This window comes from Neolewinella antarctica, assembly GCF_011927835.1.
Lineage (GTDB): Bacteria > Bacteroidota > Bacteroidia > Chitinophagales > Saprospiraceae > Neolewinella > Neolewinella antarctica.
The window spans coordinates 1-20045 of the sequence record NZ_JAATJH010000007.1 but is presented as its reverse complement, the minus strand read 5'-3'; the positions used below and the strand labels follow the sequence as shown (position 1 = coordinate 20045).

Here is a 20045-nt window from a genome sequence, read left to right as displayed (position 1 = left end):
TGTGGGGAAGGAAAAGGAGAATAAACCGGGAAGGTCCAAATTGGTGCGGCCGCGGGGGATTGGTTCGGTTACAAATATAAGCCCCGTTCACCCGTTCGCGCGGAGGAGGAGGAGAATGAATCGAACCATCCACGCTCGAATTTCACCCGGCCGGGCTCTTTTCAGTCACGCTCACCTACGCTAAAAGGGGAGATCTTCCTCGTCGTCAAAGTTCTTACCCCCGCCTCCAGTCGGAGCCGGTTCACTACTGGCTGCCGTGGGCTGGCTAGCTGGCGTCGTCGTCGTAGTAGTTTGAAGATCTGCCGGAGCATAGTTATCGGGCTCCCCGGAAGAAGGCCGGTTATCGTCGCTCTTGTTTGGGTTGTTGAGAACCCGGAAATAGTTCGCGACCACTTCGGTGGTTTTACGGTTATTGCCTTCCTTATCCTGCCATTTACGGTGCGTCAACTTCCCCTCGACGTACACCATGCAGCCCTTCGTGAGGGAGCGCTGGGCCCGCTCGGCGGCCTGCCGCCAGACGACGACGTCGTGCCATTCGGTCTGTTCCTGCCATTCGCCACTCCGGTCTTTGTAGTTTTCGGAGGTGGCGAGGCCAAATTTACCGACGGCTACGCCGCTTTCGAGGGTACGGATCTCCGGGTCTGCGCCGAGACGGCCGATGAGGGTAATTTTGTTGACCATGGTGTCGGTATTCTGTGGTGAAAGTGAAAGCGCTCGTCCGGGCTTGTCCGGAAACCAGTTTTTGGGCAAGCTCAGAAGAGGTCCAAAAGTAGGCGCTTATCCTCAATAAACTTAGCGATCACCCGCGGAAATGCAAAATTATCCAACAATTTGTTTTGCGTAACGACAAACCCCTCCCCGCTCCCGGGCATCAACTTCCAGTGGAAAGTGTGGAAAGTAGCGTAGATCGTCTGGTGGGTGAGTTGTTGCTTAAACGGCTGGCTTCGCTTACGGAAGGTAAGCTCCCCGGCGGGTAGCCAGGCCGGCCAGTCGGGGTGGAGCGGAAGGTCCGCGGACGCCAGCGTTTTTTTGGGTGTCTCCAACAAAGGAAACTGGTAGAGATCCTGCCAAATGTCCTTTTCGCTGCGTTGCTGAATGATCGTCCGTTCACTGTCGTCCTTAATAACCAAATAGTGAAAATGGCGGTCGCGCCGCTTGAGCTTTTTCTCTTTGACGGGCAGGTCGTAAACCCGGTTTTCCGCCAGCGCCACGCACGCTTTCGCCAGGGGGCAGACTTTGCAGGCTGCTTTCCGTGGGGTACAGACGAGCGCGCCGAAGTCCATAATCGCCTGATTAAACCGTGCCGCGGGGGCTTCCCCCAGTGCCAGGGTAGCTAGCTCGGAAAACTGATGTTTGCCAGCCGTGCTATCAGTGGGCGTCGCCACGCCGGCGTACCGGGAGAGCACCCGGTAAACGTTGCCGTCCAGCACGGCTACCTGCCGGTCGAACGCAAAACTAGCGATGGCCGCCGCCGTGTAAGGCCCGACGCCGGGTAGTTTTAGAAGCCCGACGTACGTATCCGGAAAATCCCCGTCGTACTGATCGACCACCATCCGGGCTGCTTTGAGGAGGTTACGGGCGCGGGAATAGTAGCCCAGCCCTTCCCAAAGCTTCATCACTTCGTCGTCCGGCGCGCGGGCGAGGTCCCGCACGGTTGGGTAAGTGGCCGCGAAGCGCTCATAGTAGGCCGTGCCCTGCTCGACGCGCGTCTGCTGAAGAATAATTTCGCTCAGCCAGATATTGTAAGGGTCGTTATGCTCCTTCCAGGGCATCGGGCGCCGCTCGGGGCGGTACCAGCCCAGTAGATTCTCACGAAAATGGTGCCAGCGGTCCACGGTCATCGGTGCTTTTATTTTTGCGGCGGGAGGGGCCCCAAGTTCGCACAAAAAAGCCGGGGCTTTGGTGGCCCCGGCTGATAAATCTTAAAAGTTTAAGGACTGTCCTCGTTTGACACGGACGCATTATGCGGGTGGACGAGGGCAGTCTTTTGGCGCTGGCTCAGGCCGTCTCTCGTAATTTGCCGTAACGGCCGGCGATCTGGAGTTTGAGGTCCTTACGGGCAAAGAAAATACGACTCTTGACCGTTCCGAGCGGAAGCTCGAGGTGGTCGGCGATTTCCTGATACTTGAACCCTTGGTAGTGCATGAGGAACGGGATGCGCGTGCTGTCGTCCAAACCGTTGATGAGCACGGTTAGCTCTTTGATCAAAATATCACTTTCGGCTCCGTTTTCAACTTGCGTGCGACCGGAGTTCAGGTAGTACAAGTTTTCGGTGTTGTCCATGATGGTGTTGGCCTTCATTTTCTTCCGGTAATTGTTGATGAAAATGTTCTTCATGATGGTGAAGAGCCAGGCCTTCAGATTGGTGCCGGGGTTGAATTTATCGCGGTTAGTAACGGCGCGAAAGGCGGTCTCCTGGTAAAGATCTTTGGCGTCCTCGGAGTTCTTCGTCAGGTTGTAAGCGAAGGAGTTGAGGCGGGTGGTGAGTTGATCGAACTCGGTAAAAAATTCTAGTTGTGACATAAGGTCAGCTTGTGGGGGTGTGTGTTGGTTATTATGATTTTTTGTCTAACCAAAATTACGGGAAAGTTAGATGTAATGCAAGTTTTCGAACCCGTTGGGTTCTTTGGCCGTCGCTGCCAAAATCACGATTTTCGACCTACCTACCTGAAATTCAACGGTTTGCAAATCAACCAGCCAAATTACCCGCAAATTATACTTTCAGAAATAAATGAAATTAAGCTCTTTTTGTCTACCCCCGTACTTATTGCGCGCTCAAACGGCCCTTGTAGCGGCCATTTAGTATGAAATCCGGCCGGCAAGTATTCATTCGCGCAGCAGTGCCTTATCGTGCTTTTGCCGCTTCGATTTACGTCAGGACGGTATTGGGTTCGGCTTCCGCGCCCCTCAACCCGGCACCCGCGACCGCGCCACCTGTTTTAATAAGGACCGCAATAGTGGCGCGGACGCGGGTGCAGTGGATACGGGAAAAGAGCAAAGATTTTATGGCGCGCCCCTCAGCGCTGCGCCCGGGAGACGAAGTAAAGCGCCGCGATAAAGAAGACGATATTCGGCGCCCACATGCCCAACCAAACCGGCATGTCGACCGAAGCACTGATCGTGGACGCAAACCGGCTGACGAAGACAAATAGCGCCCCGATAAAAATACCGATCGCCAACTGCAAGCCCATCCCGCCACGCACCTTCCGCCCCGCTACCGACACGCCAATGAGCGTGAGGATGAACAGCGTGAACGGCTCGGCCGTCCGCCGCGCCAACTCCACCTGGAACCTACGGACGTTACCCGCGCCGCGCGCCTGTTGCTTACGCATGTACCGGATCAGCCGCGGCGTTGTCATCGTCGCCTGCTCTTCTTTGTAGGCCACGAAATCAGCCGGTGAGAGGTTCAGGACGGTATCGAGGTGGCCGTAAGCGTCCAACTCCAGGGTTTCGTTGATGCCGTCGAACGTCCGCGACTCGTAGTTCGTGAGCCGCCAGACGTCGGGGTCGTTTTCGAGCGCCGGGTCGCCGGGGCGGAATTCCGCCGTGCGTGCTTTAGTGAGTCGCCTGAGCTCGCCGTCCTCGAGGTATTCGATGCGAAAGTTGCGGGCCGTGCTGTCCAGCTTGCTAAAGTGCGTCATGAACACCTTGGTGTTCGGCGCCACGAAGAAATGTACGTTCGCCGTCTTGCCCTCGTCCCGGTTCCGCCCGAAGTGCTCCCGCTCGATCGCCGTGCGGTTCGCGTTACCCATTGGGATGACGAAGTGAATACCGACCAAGTAGATCAGCGACAGGAACCCCGCCGTCACCATAAAGGGCCGCAGGAAGCGCCGAAAGCTCACCCCGGCGTTCAGGATGCTAATGATCTCCGAATTAGCCGCCATCCGCCCGGTAAAAAAGATGACTGCGATCAAGCAGAGCATCGGCCACAGGAAGCCGAGGATGTAGAGCACGAAATTGGGAAAGTACTCGAAGGCGATCTCCATCTTCGTGATGTCGCTCTCGATGAACCGCTCCACCTTCTCGCTAAAGTCGATGATCACGCTCACCATGGAGAAGATCAGGACCGTGAAGAAAAAGGTCCGTAAGAATTTACCGATGATGTACCAATCGAGCTTTTTCAGCATAGGGGCCGGAGGAACGGGGTTGTGCCGATGGAGACACTTCGAGGGTGAGGAACGTTGTCGTCAGGCGAGTGAAGTACGGAACCGAAAAAGTCCGGCGCGGGGGTGGGCGGGCGTAAAAGCCACGGTGAAGTCGTGAATAGCTCCGGAACGCGAAAGCGGATTACTAATGCCCTCAGAGCAGCACCTGGGTCGCTTCCCGGCGCACGGCCGACTGCGCGAGCGCAATCGCGTCGGCCGGTTGGTTGGCACTCATCAGGCGCAAGCGGGAGGCAACCTGGGTTCCGGATTCGGCCCCCTCGGCCGCGCGCAGGATAAGCTGGCTCACGTTATCGCGCGCCTGGAGGAGGACCGACCAGAGTGCGTCGCTGACGTAGATCTGTTGCGTCACGTTGTACTCGAATTCTTCGCGGATGGTCAGCAACAGCGTGGTAGTATATTCTTTGGCGCTGGCGCCGGATGCCGGGGGGATCCGGAGGAGCAAATTCGGTACGGCGATCCGCTCGGTCATTAACGTGAACCGTTCGCAGGCCTGCAGACGAAGGGCATTTGCCGCATCTTTATCTGCTTCCGGTTGGTTATCCCGGGCGGCTTGCCGGCGGGTGGTTTCCCGCAGTTCGGCGAGGGTTTCGGTGACGGTACCGAGCGTGCGGCTAACGAGCCAGGCGAGGGTAGCTACGGTGGCGAACACGAAAAAAGCGAGCAAGAGGGTCAGGATCGTGACGTCCATATATAATAAGGTCTTGGGGCTGGTTTTACCGGGAGGCATATTTTCGGTTTACCGGGCACACAACCAGAATTGCGTGCAGGTTGTTAACCGGCCGTAAAGGTACTGTACCGAGCTGCGGATAGTTTTGCGTTTAAACCAAGCCTCTTTTCCCGCAAAGCCCGTAGTTTTACCCCCACAATTAGCAACTTATGAGCGCCGATACCCAAATTGCCGTCAAGAAATCCGCCACCAGCCCCATCACCCTCACGCCTTCGGCGTTGGAGCACCTCACCAGCCTGCGGGCCGAGCTCGGGGTGGCGGAAGATCATTTCCTGCGCATCGGCGTCCGCGGCGGCGGCTGCTCCGGTTTCGAGTACCAACTAGGTTTCGACTTGCCGGAAGAAGACGATAAGCATTTTTCCATCGGCGGCGAGACGGTACTAATGAAACCCGGCCACGCGCTTTATTTGCTCGGCATGGAGATCGACTGGGCCACGGGGCTCAACAACCGGGGCTTTACGTTCAACAACCCCAACGCTACGGATACTTGTGGTTGTGGGACTTCTTTTAGTGCTTGATTCAGTAACGTGTTGCCCCTTGCCGTGCCCGGACAATGCGCCGTCCCGGCGCGGGTAAAACTGTAACAGATAGTCTTTGCTCTTTCCGCGCTGGAGATAGTATATCGGCCGGAAAGTAGTTAGCGAAATACTACTCAGGAGATTATCAGTAACGGACCCGTGATTTCACTACTCGATGAGGAAGCCCATTTCCACGCGGCGGGAGATACCATTCCACTACGCTAAGACGGAGCAGGAATTCACCGACGACGTCTACGAGCGCTACAACGAACTCGTTACCCGACAAACCGCCCTCCACCTGGCCGACGAGCTGCACGGCGGCTACCCCTTTCAAGATTTACTGAATTATCTGCTGCACTGGTTGCCTGACGGCAAGGGCCTGACGGTAGCCGACGTAGGTTGCAGCGTGGGCCGCCTGGCGGGTGAGGTGGCGGGGCGGCACCCGGACTGGTCGGTGCACGGCATCGACCTGAGTTACCAGATGCTTCGCCAGGCAAATGATTACTGGGTAAAGGGTGACCGGATACCTTTGAACTTGACGCGCTACGGGTTTGGTCTGCCTACCCTATCGACAATCCCACTCGCTAATTTATCTTTCGCCCTGGCCCGGGCCGAAGACCTACCTTTTGCCGATGCTTCCCTCGACGTGCTGGTCAACACTTTTTTGATCGACCGCCTGCTTGACCCCTTCGCCGCCTTTCCCGAATTTCACCGCGTCCTCCGCCCCGGTGGTCGCCTAATTACCGTCACCCCGCTCAATTTCCTAACGCCGGACGGCTGGCACGCAGCCCACCCGCCCGTCAAAATGTTCAATCACCTGCGGCAATCCGGCTGGGAAATTCTTGACTGGGTCGACCCACTTGTCCTCCACGAACCGATGGACAAGCGGGGCAACGCCGTCACCTGGGCGTGCGTGGCGTTCGTTGCGCGGAAGTAGGTTTGTTCCGGTCAGTAATTTGGTTTTAGGGCTTCTGGTGGTGGTTTCGTTTTCCCGATTAAGATTTCGCAAATCGAGCACGCTGTTTGCTTAGCGGCGCAGGATTGTTACTTTTGGAGGGTATTTTCGGGTCAACGACCTTTTGAAGCGTAGGGATTACCCAATCAGTCGATCATACACCAACTTTAGTTCGTACTCCCACGGCCATCTAGTTCGCTTGTACTTGAAGACTTAATCCTCTTCTCACAAGTAATTTTATTCACGTTTATGGTTAATACTATACTAGTTGCCGTACCCCTCCTGGGTGTGCTCGCCCTCATTTTTATGTTCATCAAACGCGCCGGCGTATCGAAACTAGACCCCGGCAATGAGTTGATGCAACGCATCGGCAAAAACATTTACGACGGTGCCATGGCCTTTTTGAAGGCGGAGTACAAAGTCCTCGCCATTTTCGTCGCCGTCGTTGCCGTCATCCTGGCCGTCACGGCGGACCCCGGCACCTCCAGCATCATGATCGCCGTTGCCTTCGTACTCGGTGCCATTTGTTCCGCCCTGGCGGGTTTCATCGGCATGGACGTAGCTACGAAAGCCAATATTCGTACGACTCAAGCCGCCCGAACCAGCCTCGGTAAGGCCCTCGGCGTTGCCTTCGATGGCGGTTCCGTGATGGGCCTCGGGGTGGTTGGTCTCGGACTGTTGGGCCTCGGCTCCCTCTTCCTACTCTTCAAAGGACAGTTTGCCGGCGACATTCTGATCACCGACGCGACGACCGCCGAAGCTGCGCAAACTGCTATGCTGCGGGTCATTACCGTCATCACTGGTTTCTCCTTCGGTGCCTCTTCCATCGCCCTGTTCGCACGGGTTGGTGGCGGAATCTACACGAAGGCGGCCGACGTTGGTGCCGACCTTGTGGGTAAAGTCGAAGCCGGCATCCCCGAAGACCACCCCCTCAACCCCGCCACGATTGCCGATAACGTTGGTGACAACGTGGGCGACGTAGCCGGTATGGGCGCCGACCTTTTCGAATCCTACGTAGGCTCCATCATCGGTACGATGGTCATCGGCGCGGCGTTCATGGTCATGCCCGCTTTTTACGAAACCGACCTGAACGGCCTCAACGGCGTCCTGCTTCCACTAGTCGTGGCCGGCATCGGCATCATCGCGAGCATCATCGGCACGTTCTTCGTTCGCGTAAAAGAAGGTGGCGACCCACAGAAAGCCCTCAACACTGGAGAACTGATCGCGGCCGTCATCATGCTGATCGGCACGTTCTTCGCCGTCACCACGCTAATGCCCGACACCTGGTCGGCCGTCAACAGCAACGGTGACCTCACGACTTACACCGACATGGGCGTCTTCTACGCCATCCTCCTCGGCCTCGTTGCCGGTTTGGGCATCGGCTACATCACGGAATTTTATACGGGCACGGGCACCAAGCCGGTGCAGGGTATCGTGGACCAGTCGCTGACCGGTGCCGCCACTAACCTGATCGCCGGCCTCGCCGTCGGGATGCGCTCTACGGCCTATCCAATTCTCGTGCTTTGTACGGCCATCATCGGTTCTTACTACTTCGCCGGTCTTTACGGCATCGGTATTGCCGCCGTCGGTATGCTTGCCAACACGGGCATTCAGCTGGCCATCGACGCTTACGGTCCTATTTGTGACAACGCCGGTGGCATCGCCGAGATGGCCGGTCTGCCGAAAGAGGTACGTGAACGTACGGATAAGCTCGACGCCGTCGGTAACACCACCGCCGCCATCGGCAAAGGTTTTGCGATCGGTTCGGCCGCGCTGACCGCGCTGGTGCTTTTCGCCGCCTTCATGCAGACGGCCCGCATCACGAGTATCGACGTCGCGAACCCCTTCGTAATGGCCGGGCTCTTCCTCGGTGCCATGCTTCCGTTCCTGTTCTCTGCTTTCTCGATGGAAGCCGTGGGCCGCGCCGCCAACGACATGATTCAGGAAGTCCGCCGCCAGTTTAACGAGATTCCCGAGTTGAAAGCCGCGCTCGCAATGATGAAGCGGGCCGGACACGACACCACCAAGTATTCTCCCGCCGATCTTGCTATTTTCAACGCCGCCGACGGCAAAGCGGACTACGAGAAGTGTGTAGAAATCTCTACCCAGGCGTCCATCCGCGAGATGGTGATGCCTGGTTTAATCGCCGTTCTCGCCCCCGTCGTTGTCGGTTTCGCGCCACAGCTTTTCGGTGCCGAACCCGCCATGGGCGCGCAGATGCTCGGTGGCTTACTCGCCGGGGTAACTTCCGCCGGTGTCATGATGGCGATCTTCCAGTCTAACGCCGGTGGCGCCTGGGATAACGCCAAAAAGATGTTTGAGGAGGGCGCGTCCGTACAGGGCACGATCTACCACAAAGGCTCCGAGCCACACAAGGCCGCCGTTGTTGGTGACACGGTCGGTGATCCGTTCAAGGATACTTCCGGTCCGTCGCTCAATATCTTACTGAAGTTGATGGCGGTGGTCTCTTTGGTGATCGCTCCGTTCCTCGTCTAAACAGCGGGATGAATTTTATCGGCACCGGCCGCTTCGCTTTTGGGTGGGGCGGCCGGTGTTGGTTTTAACTCAGGTGGTTTTTCACGGATGGGGGCGCGGCCGTCTCGACTAAGTAAGAGACTTACTCCACGTCGCGGGTGCGGAGTTGATGATGGGTGAACAAAACGCTTCATCAAAACTCAGGCGCTTGAATAGCCATCTGCGGAAAGTACAATGAAGCGCGACGTGATAGCCCGCGAAAAGCAACCGGGCCAACCCGCCTCTACATCGAGAGCGAAATTAGATTTTTACCGATAAATTATAAAAATACTCCCCTACCCGGCCACCCGACTGGTAACAGAAATAAAAGAACATGAGCGCAACGACAACGTACCCCAGTATGGCTAGGGGTGACATTTTATTGGGGGTAGTTTGATTGGACATATCGATTGAATTTAAGGGGGGGGGTTAAATTTCTGAACGACCCATAATGGGCGAACACGTTAATTAGCGGGGGATGGTCATGGAGTTTTTGCTCCTTCAGAAGTACTTTTCGACGTTCGCCAGTCAGCAATCGCGTATACCGTTATGGCTACGGTATTACAAGCGAGTCCCGCTTTAAAGAGTATATTTTCATCAAATATTTCACTCGCGACCAGCAATCCAAACGAGAAGATCATTAGGGTGGTGACGAAAGGGTTTATGTAATTTTTCATCGTTCATTTTGTTGGTTCGAAGAATAGTGTCGGGCGGAAAAAGCTACGCGATCAGTACATATCACTTATCGGGTTGATTTTCGGCGGTAAATAAGGTAAGAGCGGCAAAAACCTTATTGCGGAACAGATCATACATTCGACATCTACTTGTGCTATTTTCGCATAGCGTTGATCTCAGCAGAATCTGACTGGGTACACCAATTAAACCAGCTTAACGTGACGCTACGACAAATAATAAATTTAAATTACACGTACAAGTAGCCAAGCAGGGTACTGAGTACAAAGAGAAGTGAAAAGATTATGAATTTCATGTTAGTTATTTTCTAGTGTTAGGCTAGGAGATTAATTTACTAGCACTTGTATCGTGATCAAATTTGACACCGCTGCGGGTGAATCCCTAGTTTTATGAGCTTTTAGCTATTTCTTTGAGAAAATAGAGACTATAGCAATGATACCTACCCCACCAAGAAATGCCTTTCCGAAAGTGTCGAAAACGGCGGAGCTAGATAAATCCGTAAACGCACTCACCAATTGTCCGATTAAGAGAAGGCCCGTGCTGATTAGCGCCCAGATTTTGCCGTATTTTTTTACAGTATGATTCACGTAAATATTTTATTTAGTAGAAGTGTCAACGAGTGGTGACATTACTCGGTATGGTTTAAATTGATGGCTGTGGTACATTAGTGAGCCCTGAAGTATTTATTTATTGATTTTTCTTTAACCGATGAATCTCGCCACCTTTGGTCCACCCTTCATCCGGGTCGGGGTTCACAATCCACCCCTACTACGCAAAAGCGAGTTAAGTTTATTCACTGATGTTACGCAGATTATTTCGCCACATAAACACAAAAGCACAAAAATCGGTGCACGGCTACGCCGAAGCACCGTTTGCTTATTCTTGTGTGTTTTTTGTGTTTATGTGGCATAATCTGGTTGCGTAAGGTCAGTTATTCAGTTTCCCAGCAGCGCCACGAAAAAGGCAACGAATGTGTTTCGCAGATAATTTACTTGGTATGGCTCGCTGCCTAAATAATTATCGAGGAGATCGTAGGCACTAAGGACTAGGAACAACACCAGTGCACTCAGTAAGGCGTTAGTCGCTAATTTTTTCATCGGTGGTGAGGTTAAGTTAGAGTTTGTAATTGTTTGTGTATGAATAGGGGTCATAATGGGAAGGGCTCACTGTCAGTAGGTAATTCTCGATTGTGCTTTTCCTCCGACTGCCAGTCACGTCCGAGCGGCCATGCCCCCCTTTCGATAAGACAAATGTAGCGCCGCTAATTCCCGAGATTCCGGTCACGGCCCACCACCAAATCTCCGCTGATTTTTGATACTAAATCACTACTTTTATTCGCAAATTACTGGTTTACAGAAAAATACGTTCATTAGTAATCGCTTCTTCCCCGTCAGATCATCCTGGTTTATCGCATAAATCGGCAGCCGAACGCTTCCGCACTGGCTAACAAATTTGGGAAACGCGACTGTGCACCATCCTGTGGTCCAGCTACCGGCGCTCACTGTTGCCGTTCAGCTACCTTGCCCCGTAATCAGTGATAAGGTAATATCCCGCCGTCTCTAAAAAACAAGGCACCCGCGACCGCGCCGTGAAGCCGCGACTATTTCTGAATAATTGTGTGGATAAGACGCACCCCTGAATAAAACGTCCTTCCTAACGCACGAAAAAGCTACTCGTGGCAACGACGGATCACAACCGGTCGGACCGGGGCCGGACGTCACGAGCACGCGACCCGAACCTTATCTTTACGGCTAGTCAAACCCTTACGCATGGAGGCCATTTATGAGATTTACGACCTCCTCAAGTCCAGCCGGGCGCTGGAATACTTGGGCGGTGGCCACGCCGACGACCCCGCCGAGCGAACCCTCCTCCAGCGGTTCTTCGATCTCATCCTGGAAAAAGATCGGTACGACGACGACCGCGCCGCCGCGGCTCTCTACGGTAAAGGATTCGACGGCACCCACAAACCGTACCAAAAACTCAAGCATAAATTCAAATACCGCCTACTCAACCTGCTCGTGGTCATGGAAGACCTGCAGCCGGATTATTCTACCAAAGAGGCTACGATTAAAACGCTGTACCGAGAGCAAGCCATCGCGCAAATTCTCTCCTTAAAAAAATCTTCCAGTGAGCTGAGCGTAGAGGTCTTTAAACGCGTGTACAAGCACGCGACCAAACACCAAATGTTGACCATCATGGAGGAGTCGGCTGGCAAACTCGCCACGCTTTACGGGCTAGGTGCGCAAAAAAATCATACCAAACGCAAGAAATTCCGAGCCCGCTATTACGCCCACCGGGAAGCAAACAATGCTAAGCAGTGGCTCATCGACCTTTATGCGGATACCATTGAGATGTACCGCGATTCTCCTAATCAGGAAATCGTCCGCTTCCTCGAACCTCACGTAGAAAAGACAAAGGAAATTATTGCCAACTTTAAGTTTCACAATGTCGTCTACATGGGTCACGTGGTGTTGCAGGCCTACTATCAGTTGAGTAAAAATTCAACGGCAGTAATTGAGAATGCCAAAGCCGCCATTGCTCGCCTCAACACCGGGGAGGGCGCGCTATTCATTCAGATCAGCGTTTTCTATATCGGCCAGATCACCGTTTATGCTCAACTTCAGGATTTTGACCGCGCGCTGGGCAGGCTGGACAACCTGCTGTCTAAACTCGAACCCGGCTCCGCGAATTACTATCGTTTTCAGGAGCACGGCATCCTAATTGCCCTTCACGCCGAGCGGTACGCGGAAGCCATTGAACGCTATCAGCAACTCAACGCACGCAAACTCAAGAAGAGTGTTTCGGCCCAGGCCTACCAGGAGTGGATGCTGCTGGAAGCTTACCTAAAACTACTCACCGAGATGGTTCCGGGCCTTGAAAACGCTTTTGGCAGCAAGTTCCGCTTGGCCAAACTGCGCAATGATACCTACCTCATCGCCCGCCAAAAGGATACGCTGAACCTCCACGTCTACCTCCTGGAATTTTGCTTTGCGCTCGTACGCCGCCGCCACGGTCAGGTCATCGACCGGGTGGAAGCGTTCGAAAAGTACGTCCAGCGCTATTTAGGCGCAAAGAGTACTCCGCGGGCCTACTACTTTTGTAAGTCTTTAGTGCAAATACCCAGGGCGGATTTCCACGCCGTCCGCACCCACCGGTACGCCAAAGCCTACCTCAAAGGACTTGAGGAAACCGAGGTGGACGAGAACTATTACGCTACTTTTTCCGAGGTGATTCCCTACGGAACGCTGTGGCGGATGGTCTGCGCAAAACTGAAGGGGTTCGAATACCTGGACGCAGGAATGTTGCCCGGCAGGTCGTTACCCACTTCTCCCTCCGATCACCAGACGAAATGAGCTACTTATTTCCGCCCACCAGCGTTAAAACGGAAAATTTCAAATCCTAACCCACCAAAAAGCGTTTCACTTGCATCTACCGTCCACAAACGCCCAACCGTCCATGAAATTCACCAATTCCCCCTACCTCTACCTCAGTATCGCCCTGGCACTCTGTATGCTCGCCCTCGGCTTTTTGCCGCAAGTGAATGACTCAGCCGTTTCGCTGGACCCACAACCCGCGGCCAACCCCATAGTTAACAGCACGCCCGCCGTGGAAGCTAACGATAATGACATCCACAAAGCCGTCGATCAGATGCCCCTCTGGCCCGGCTGTGACGACAAAGGCGCTTACCTAGACCGCAAAGCCTGCGCCGATCAGCTTATGCTAGAATTTATTTACGACCGCGTCAGGTATCCGGAAAAAGCAAAGGATGCTAATACTGAGGGTATGGCTGTCATCAGTTTCGTAGTTGAAAAAGATGGGCGCGTCACCGGCGAGAAGATCGAGCGCAACCCCGGTTCCGGCACTGGCGAAGAAGCGCTGCGCGTCGTCCGCCTGATGCAATCGGAAGAAATTTACTGGACGGCCGGTCGCCTCGACGGCAAGCCCGTGCGGGTGAAATTTAATTTGCCGGTTAAGTTTAAGTTAGAGTAAGCTGTTTAAGCCGCTACTGATAAATTGCAATAAAGAATTCTCTAGGGGAGGCGCTAACGCAGCGTTCTCCCCTTTTTGCGTTTGGTCGTTTGCGGGCTGTTCACCCGTTCCCCAGCGGTGCCTTACCTTTCTGTATGCGACATTTATTTTTTCTGCTGATTCTGTGCTCTTACGCCCCGCTCCCGGGGCAGAATACACTAGAGCGCATCCTCCACGATAGTCAAAACACCTTCGGCCCCTGGGCCACCAACCCCGCCAAGTACGAAGTTCAAGTCCTTTACTCCGAGATCCACCGCCACGACGACGGTTCGGTGACGTTTACGACCCACCGCTGGGGGGCTGACTCGACGCGCTACTTCTACCCCGCGAGCACGGTCAAGATGCCGGCGGCCATCCTGGCGCTGCAAAAGATTAACGAGCTTGGCGTTACCGGGCTAAGCCCACAAACCCTGCTTTTTCACGGCACCGGCACGGCACCGGCGTCCGCGCCCCAAACTTCCGTTGCAGCGGATACCAGCAGTGCGTCCGGCTACCCGAACGTGGAGAATTACGTCCGGAAAATCTTTCTGGTCAGCGATAACGACGCGTATAACCGGCTGTTCGAGTTCCTCGGCCCGACCTACATCAATGAGTCACTCGCTAAAGTCGGCATCCACGGCACGCGGCAAATCCACCGGGTCGGCGTGGGTGGTTTCGATACGGAAACACACGCTTGGTTAAACCCGGTAAAGTTCGTTGATGGGGTCAAGGTACCTTACCAAATCGGTGAGCGGCAAGACACGTGTTATCGGGCGTTAGCGCGGGTGCAAAATCAATTCAAAGGAGCCGGGTACACCACTAACGATGGCGAACTGATCAACGAACCCTTCGATTTTAGCCACAAAAATTACTTCTCCCTCCGCCACCTCCACGACATCGTCGCCCGCGTAACCGTGCCCGAAGCCTTTACCCCCGACCAGCGTTTCAACCTCACTCAAACTGACTACGCCCTTCTTCGCCGCGCCATGTCCGAGCGCCCCCGCGAAAGCACCTCCCCCCGCTACGACAAGCCCGACGCCTACGTGAAATTCTGGATGTACGGCGACCAGCCCGACGAGACGGTAATCCCCGATGGCGTACGTATCCTCAACAAAGTCGGCTGGGCCTACGGCTACCTGACCGACGCGGCTTACATCACCGACGAAGCAACCGGCGCGGAATTTATCCTCGTCGGCACCATCCACGTCAACGAGAACCAGATATATAACGACGGAAAGTACGAATACGAAGAGATCGGCCTCCCCTTCTTCGGCCAACTCGGCCGCGCGGTGATGGACTACGAACGCCAAAAGCGGGGTGGCCGGTAAATTAGCTTTTTCGTAAGGCCCGGGGTGGCCCCGTAAAGCGTTGGTAAAAATGGCGGGGTAAACATGTCCCGACAAATAAGACTTCTATACAAGCACAACCAACGACCAATGCAACGACCCTTCAAGCTTCGATTCAGCCACCTGCTCTTCCTCCTAATTCCACTTTTCGCGCTGCCAAGTTGCGCGACGAACCCAGTTACTGGCAAAAAACAGTTCAGCATCATCTCCGAGCAAAAGGAGATTCAGATGGGCCAGCAGTACGACCCGCAGGTCGTGGCGGAGATGGGCATTTACGATGACCCCAAGCTCCAGGCTTTTCTCGTTGAAAAAGGCAATGAAATGGCCGCGCAGTCGGAGCGCCCGAACCTGCCCTGGACGTTCCGGTTGGTGGACAACTCGGTAGTGAACGCCTTCGCCGTCCCTGGTGGATTCGTCTACTTCACGCGCGGCATCATGGCTCACTTCAACAACGAGGCGCAGTTCGCCGGCGTGCTTGGCCACGAGATTGGCCACGTCACGGCTCGCCACACGGTACAGCAGCAGAGCAGGCAGACGCTGGGCCAGATCGCGTTGATCGGTGGCATGATCGCTTCACCGGAAATCGCCGCCCAGGGAGAAAGCCTGATGCAGGGTATGCAGATGTTGTTCCTGAAGTACGGCCGCGACGCCGAGAGCCAATCTGATCAATTAGGCGTCCGGTACAGCACCGCCGTCGGTTACGACGCCACGGAGATGGCCGGCTTTTTCGGTACGTTGGATCGCCTCAGCGGCGGAGCGGAGAACCGCGCCCCATCCTTCAGTAGCACCCACCCCGACCCCCTCGACCGGGAACGAAAAGTACTCGAAATGGCGGCGGAGCGCAAGGCCGCTCAACCGGGCAAAAATTTTGAAGTCGGCCGCGAGAGCTACTTACGCCGCATCGACGGAATGCTTTACGGGGAAGACCCCAACGCGGGTTACGAAGAGAACGGCGCTTTCTACCACCCGCAGCTGAAGTTTCAGTTCAACATCCCCCGCCAGTGGCAACTGCTCAACGCACCGTCGCAAGTGCAGATGGTGGCGCCGGACCAGAAGGCCGTCATGCAAATGAAACTCGCCCAGGGGACGGACCCACGGGCCGCCGCCCAGGAGTTCATTCAGGGCAACAACATCAGCGTTGCGCAGCAGAGTGGCAACAACATCAATGGTTTACCCGCCTACACCGTGATCGGAACGGCACAGCAACAGGCCCAGCAGGGTCAGCGGCAACAGTCACCACCGATCGCGGTAGAAGCTAGCTTCATCAGCTACGGCGGCAATATTTACATGATTGTCGGCATGGCCGCGGAGGCTGATTTCCGCCGCTACCAGCGCGACATAGAATACACGATCCAGAGCTTCGCGCAGTTAACCGACCAGAGCAAATTGAACCGCCAGCCGGAGCGGATCAAAATTGTCACGAACGATCGGACGCAAACAATACAGCAGGCTTTGATCGGACAGCGCATCCCCCAGGATCGCCTACAGGAACTTTCGATTTTGAACGGAATGGAACTGAACGAGACCATGCAGAAAGGCATGCTCTACAAGTCTTTGTCCGGCGGAAACATTCGGTAGATAAATTTTGCAACGGACGATGATGGCTTCAGCCGTCGGTCGGTGGGATAACCCCGCGGCCGATGACTGAAGTCATCGTCGTTTTACCCGTAATTATTTGAAAACCGTTCGTATTTTCACGCCGTTTGTTTGAAACAACCGCTACACCGTGATCACCCCCGCTACTTCCAAGGTTTCTCTGCTGGATAAGCCCATCGCCACCCTCCACGGGGTCGGGCCGGCGAAAGCGAACCTGCTGGCCGAGGAATTGCAACTATTCACCCTCGGCGATCTCCTCTACGCTTACCCCTTTCGGTACGTCGACCGCACGAAGTTTCACGCCATCATCGACATCATCCCCAACGGGGAGGCGCTACAAATTAAGGGCAAGCTCGTCACGATGAACCAGGTCGGGGAAGGCCGGGGCAAGCGCATGACCGGGCGGCTGCGCGACGAGAGCGGCGCGGCACTGGAGCTCGTTTGGTTCCGCGGCATCCACCTGCTCTACCGTATGTACAAAATCGGCGAGGAGTACATCGTCTACGGCAAAGTCGAGCAGTTCAACAACCGCCTCAGCATCACCCACCCGGAAATGGAGCTGGCCGCGCGGGTGGGTAATCTCGACCAGGCGACCTTCGAGCCCGTCTACGCCAGCACGGAAAAGCTCAACAAACGGGCACTCGACGCGCGGGGGCGGCGCAAGTTGATCAAGGCTCTGTTTGATAAATTGAAGCCGGCGGATTTGCCAGAGATTTTGCCGCGGTCGCTGGTGCAGGGTTTACGGTTGATGAGCAGAGGGCTTGCGCTCAAGAACCTCCACTTGCCACCGGACCAAAAAAGTCTGGACGGGGCCATCCGCCGGATGAAGTTCGAGGAGCTGTTCTTACTTCAACTTCGCTTACTACAACTCAAGCTCGTCCGGGAAAATCAGATTGCCGGCTACTCTTTCGGGAGCATCGGAACGATTTTTACGGAGTTCTTCGAGGAGAAAATCCCCTTCGAGCTGACGGGCGCGCAAAAGAGAGTTCTCCGGGAAATCAGGACCGACCTCGGGCGCGGCGTGCAGATGAACCGGTTACTACAGGGCGACGTCGGCTCGGGTAAAACGATGGTGGGGTTGATGTCGATGCTCATGGCCCTTGACAACGGCTTCCAGGCCTGCATGATGGCGCCGACGGAGATCCTAGCGTACCAACATTACGAAGGCATCCAGGAATATCTGGAAGGAATGGACATCAAGGTTGCCTTTCTCTCGGGTAGCGTGAAGGGTAAAGCACGGCGAGCACTGCTGGAGCAACTGGAAGAAGGAGAGATCGACATCCTCCTCGGCACCCACGCACTGATCGAGCCGACGGTGGTTTTCAAGAACCTCGGCTTGGCCATCATCGACGAGCAGCACCGTTTTGGGGTCAAACAACGGGCCAAACTCTGGGTCAAGAACAAGCCTTACCCACCGCACGTGCTGGTCATGACGGCCACGCCCATCCCCCGCACGCTCGCCATGACGGCCTACGGCGATCTCGACGTCAGCGTCATCGACGAGCTTCCGCCGGGGCGGACGCCGATCAAGACCGTCCACTTCACTAACCACCGCCGGGAACGGGTTTTCGGCCGTATCCGGGACGAAATTGCCAAGGGCCGGCAAGCCTACATCGTCTACCCCCTCATCGAAGAAAACGAGAACCTCGACCTCCTGGCCCTCGAAGAAGCTTACGAAGAGATGGTCCAGCGCTTCCCCGTGCCGGACTACCAGATCAGCGTCGTCCACGGGCGGATGAAGCCGGACGCTAAGGATTTCGAGATGGCCCGGTTCAAGGCCGGGGAGACACAAATCATGATGGCCACCACGGTCATCGAGGTTGGCGTAAACGTGCCCAACGCAACGATCATGACGATCGTCCACACGGAGCGGTTCGGCCTCAGTCAGTTACACCAGCTACGCGGGCGCGTCGGGCGGGGGGCGGAGGAGTCGTTCTGTATTTTACTCTCCAGCGTCAAACTGAGCAAGGAGAGCCGGCAACGGATCGATACGATGGTTGGCACAACGGACGGTTTCAAGATCGCCGAGGCCGACCTCCGCCTCCGTGGGCCGGGGATGCTGGACGGAACGCGGCAATCCGGCGTGCTCCAAATGCGGCTGGCGGATTTGGCGCAGGACGGTATTATTTTGGGGGTGGCGCGGGAGAAGGCTAAGGAAATTCTGGAGGTCGACCCGAAGCTTGCGTTGCCGGAGCATTTGGCTTTGGCGGTGCATTTGGAGAAGTACATGCGGGCGGTTAAGGGGTGGGGGCGGATTTCTTAGTCTGATTAACGTCGGTGTCCCCACTTATACAGTAGCTCCCGGTATCACATCCAGACAACTTACGGACTCCAAATTCAAGAAAGGAAGGAAAATAGTCGCTTACTTATCAAATTACCTAGTCGGTTCTTTTCGCTAACAACGCTAGGGGCTACGGTAGTTTCTCACTAGTTATTCTCAAACTTCCTCTAGCCCGTTCAACGAGGTTTCGTGCGAAGAACTCTAATTTTTATTTACCCTGATTTTTTTTGAATGTTAAAGATCCTTCGTGATATACCTAAAAAAACCGTATCCAGTAAAGCAGTTTGAACGCGCATAACACAATATATTATTAAAGTTTTTATCGTGGAAACGATAAAATTTTTCACCAATTCAACTAATATTAGAGTATATTTACATACTAAATCTTCTGTTTCACCCTCAAAAGTTGACGATTGTCACCTCGAATTTTTTCCTCATGCTGGACTGCGACAAAACTATTTGTAGTCTAGAAAAACAACCTAATATTATGAGACTCTCTCTCTCTGCTTTCCTACTTTTAGTAGGACTGTTACAGTCCTGTCAGGACGATAACCTGATTCCAACTCCTTCCGAAACTCCCGTAACATCAGGCGCGACCACGGAGCTAACATTTAAGGGGGTTCCCCTATCGATCGTTGACGGCACTATTCACGTCAGCAACGAAAAAGTTTTGAAGACTCTCCTTATTGAGGTGAGCGCGCAACCCGTCGAAGCAAAGGATTTTTTCCGTACAATACCTGGTTACACACCGGCCGAAGCAGCGTACGACAAATTAATGCTGGATGAAACAATAACTTTGGAAGAAGTCAGCTCGAAATACGATCATGTGCTGGCCATCGAACGGATTGATGGTGAATCCTACGTGGTCAGGGAAATTGACGACGAGGGGGTATCACTAGTCATGAACGAGTACGGCCGCGTAGTGGCTGGCGAATACGTTTATGACTTTTCCGGCAGCACTGATGGAAAACTTTTACGCCAGCATTTCGACCTGAAAAATCTGAGCTTCCGAGCGGCTGAACACCCTGACTTTGAGGTCATCGAAGTCGACCGTAGATTGGCAAAAGCTAATATCGTGTCCTGCAGAGACACCGACGGAAATCGTCGAGTGCTTGGTCAACTGGAAGAATCTCGGGTATTTATTAATAATGCGAATCATGGGCTAAAACACGTAGAAGCAAGTTTTCCTAGCTTTAGGAATGCGACTTCTTAAACTCATCCAACTGTACTTCTACGTCTGC

15 protein-coding genes are annotated in these 20045 nt (G+C 54.6%); 9 read left to right on the top strand and 6 right to left on the bottom strand.

The features are described from left to right. Positions 1-180 precede the first annotated feature (180 nt). The 5 genes from GGR27_RS16705 to GGR27_RS16685 all read right to left on the bottom strand — a co-directional run bounded on the left by GGR27_RS16705 (position 181) and on the right by GGR27_RS16685 (position 4893). The gene (locus GGR27_RS16705) at positions 181-681 is read right to left on the bottom strand and encodes a single-stranded DNA-binding protein (protein WP_168039436.1); all 501 of its coding nucleotides are present in this window, start codon (positions 679-681) and stop codon (positions 181-183) included. A 71-nt stretch (positions 682-752) separates the two neighbouring features. After that, a complete protein-coding gene (mutY, locus tag GGR27_RS16700) occupies positions 753-1841 on the bottom strand; it encodes an A/G-specific adenine glycosylase (RefSeq protein WP_209037975.1) in 1089 nt (362 codons plus the stop codon). Positions 1842-1998: 157 nt separating this feature from the next. Further along, positions 1999-2523, bottom strand: a complete 525-nt coding sequence (locus GGR27_RS16695) for an RNA polymerase sigma factor (protein ID WP_168039434.1) — start codon at positions 2521-2523, stop codon at positions 1999-2001. A gap of 494 nt (positions 2524-3017) precedes the next feature. After that, positions 3018-4127, bottom strand: coding sequence for an LptF/LptG family permease (locus GGR27_RS16690; protein WP_168039432.1), 1110 nt, complete (start codon positions 4125-4127; stop codon positions 3018-3020). A 172-nt stretch (positions 4128-4299) separates the two neighbouring features. Continuing rightward, on the bottom strand, positions 4300-4893 hold the full coding sequence (locus GGR27_RS16685; RefSeq protein WP_168039430.1) for a DUF7935 family protein: 594 nt from the start codon (positions 4891-4893) through the stop codon (positions 4300-4302). 149 nt (positions 4894-5042) lie between these two features. Here GGR27_RS16685 and GGR27_RS16680 point away from each other — a divergent pair, with 149 nt between their 5' ends. The 3 genes from GGR27_RS16680 to GGR27_RS16670 all read left to right on the top strand — a co-directional run bounded on the left by GGR27_RS16680 (position 5043) and on the right by GGR27_RS16670 (position 8862). Further along, complete coding sequence (locus GGR27_RS16680) at positions 5043-5411, top strand: HesB/IscA family protein (protein ID WP_168039428.1); 369 nt, start codon at positions 5043-5045, stop codon at positions 5409-5411. Positions 5412-5586: 175 nt separating this feature from the next. Continuing rightward, positions 5587-6348, top strand: a complete 762-nt coding sequence (locus tag GGR27_RS16675) for a class I SAM-dependent methyltransferase (protein ID WP_168039426.1) — start codon at positions 5587-5589, stop codon at positions 6346-6348. Between the two features lie 267 nt (positions 6349-6615). After that, positions 6616-8862, top strand: coding sequence for a sodium-translocating pyrophosphatase (locus tag GGR27_RS16670; protein ID WP_168039424.1), 2247 nt, complete (start codon positions 6616-6618; stop codon positions 8860-8862). A 1646-nt stretch (positions 8863-10508) separates the two neighbouring features. Here GGR27_RS16670 and GGR27_RS16665 read toward each other — a convergent pair. Continuing rightward, positions 10509-10670, bottom strand: a complete 162-nt coding sequence (locus tag GGR27_RS16665) for a hypothetical protein (protein WP_168039422.1) — start codon at positions 10668-10670, stop codon at positions 10509-10511. A gap of 672 nt (positions 10671-11342) precedes the next feature. Between GGR27_RS16665 and GGR27_RS16660 the strand changes: the two genes are divergently transcribed. The 6 genes from GGR27_RS16660 (at position 11343) to GGR27_RS16635 (ending at position 20017) form a co-directional block, all read left to right on the top strand. Continuing rightward, positions 11343-12926, top strand: a complete 1584-nt coding sequence (locus GGR27_RS16660) for a hypothetical protein (RefSeq protein ID WP_168039420.1) — start codon at positions 11343-11345, stop codon at positions 12924-12926. A 103-nt stretch (positions 12927-13029) separates the two neighbouring features. After that, complete coding sequence (locus tag GGR27_RS16655) at positions 13030-13563, top strand: energy transducer TonB (RefSeq protein ID WP_168039418.1); 534 nt, start codon at positions 13030-13032, stop codon at positions 13561-13563. A gap of 134 nt (positions 13564-13697) precedes the next feature. Continuing rightward, the gene (locus tag GGR27_RS16650; protein WP_168039416.1) at positions 13698-14909 is read left to right on the top strand and encodes a serine hydrolase; all 1212 of its coding nucleotides are present in this window, start codon (positions 13698-13700) and stop codon (positions 14907-14909) included. Between the two features lie 108 nt (positions 14910-15017). Then, complete coding sequence (locus GGR27_RS16645) at positions 15018-16505, top strand: M48 family metalloprotease (RefSeq protein WP_245184722.1); 1488 nt, start codon at positions 15018-15020, stop codon at positions 16503-16505. Positions 16506-16653: 148 nt separating this feature from the next. Then, positions 16654-18786, top strand: a complete 2133-nt coding sequence (recG, locus tag GGR27_RS16640; RefSeq protein ID WP_320060365.1) for an ATP-dependent DNA helicase RecG — start codon at positions 16654-16656, stop codon at positions 18784-18786. 505 nt (positions 18787-19291) lie between these two features. Then, positions 19292-20017, top strand: a complete 726-nt coding sequence (locus tag GGR27_RS16635; protein WP_168039414.1) for a hypothetical protein — start codon at positions 19292-19294, stop codon at positions 20015-20017. The last annotated feature ends 28 nt before the right edge of the window (positions 20018-20045 follow it).

Excerpts from the sequence above, each read along its gene's own strand:
- GGR27_RS16705 (WP_168039436.1), bottom strand. The coding sequence starts at position 681 with ATGGTCAACAAAATTACCCTCATCGGCCGTCTCGGCGCAGACCCGGAG.
- mutY (WP_209037975.1), bottom strand. The coding sequence starts at position 1,841 with ATGACCGTGGACCGCTGGCACCATTTTCGTGAGAATCTACTGGGCTGG.
- GGR27_RS16645 (WP_245184722.1), top strand. The coding sequence starts at position 15,018 with ATGCAACGACCCTTCAAGCTTCGATTCAGCCACCTGCTCTTCCTCCTA.
- GGR27_RS16635 (WP_168039414.1), top strand. The coding sequence starts at position 19,292 with ATGAGACTCTCTCTCTCTGCTTTCCTACTTTTAGTAGGACTGTTACAG.
- GGR27_RS16670 (WP_168039424.1), top strand. The coding sequence starts at position 6,616 with ATGGTTAATACTATACTAGTTGCCGTACCCCTCCTGGGTGTGCTCGCC.
- GGR27_RS16655 (WP_168039418.1), top strand. The coding sequence starts at position 13,030 with ATGAAATTCACCAATTCCCCCTACCTCTACCTCAGTATCGCCCTGGCA.
- GGR27_RS16690 (WP_168039432.1), bottom strand. The coding sequence starts at position 4,127 with ATGCTGAAAAAGCTCGATTGGTACATCATCGGTAAATTCTTACGGACC.
- GGR27_RS16650 (WP_168039416.1), top strand. The coding sequence starts at position 13,698 with ATGCGACATTTATTTTTTCTGCTGATTCTGTGCTCTTACGCCCCGCTC.
- GGR27_RS16665 (WP_168039422.1), bottom strand. The coding sequence starts at position 10,670 with ATGAAAAAATTAGCGACTAACGCCTTACTGAGTGCACTGGTGTTGTTC.
- GGR27_RS16675 (WP_168039426.1), top strand. The coding sequence starts at position 5,587 with ATGAGGAAGCCCATTTCCACGCGGCGGGAGATACCATTCCACTACGCT.
- GGR27_RS16660 (WP_168039420.1), top strand. The coding sequence starts at position 11,343 with ATGGAGGCCATTTATGAGATTTACGACCTCCTCAAGTCCAGCCGGGCG.
- GGR27_RS16680 (WP_168039428.1), top strand. The coding sequence starts at position 5,043 with ATGAGCGCCGATACCCAAATTGCCGTCAAGAAATCCGCCACCAGCCCC.
- GGR27_RS16695 (WP_168039434.1), bottom strand. The coding sequence starts at position 2,523 with ATGTCACAACTAGAATTTTTTACCGAGTTCGATCAACTCACCACCCGC.
- GGR27_RS16685 (WP_168039430.1), bottom strand. The coding sequence starts at position 4,893 with ATGCCTCCCGGTAAAACCAGCCCCAAGACCTTATTATATATGGACGTC.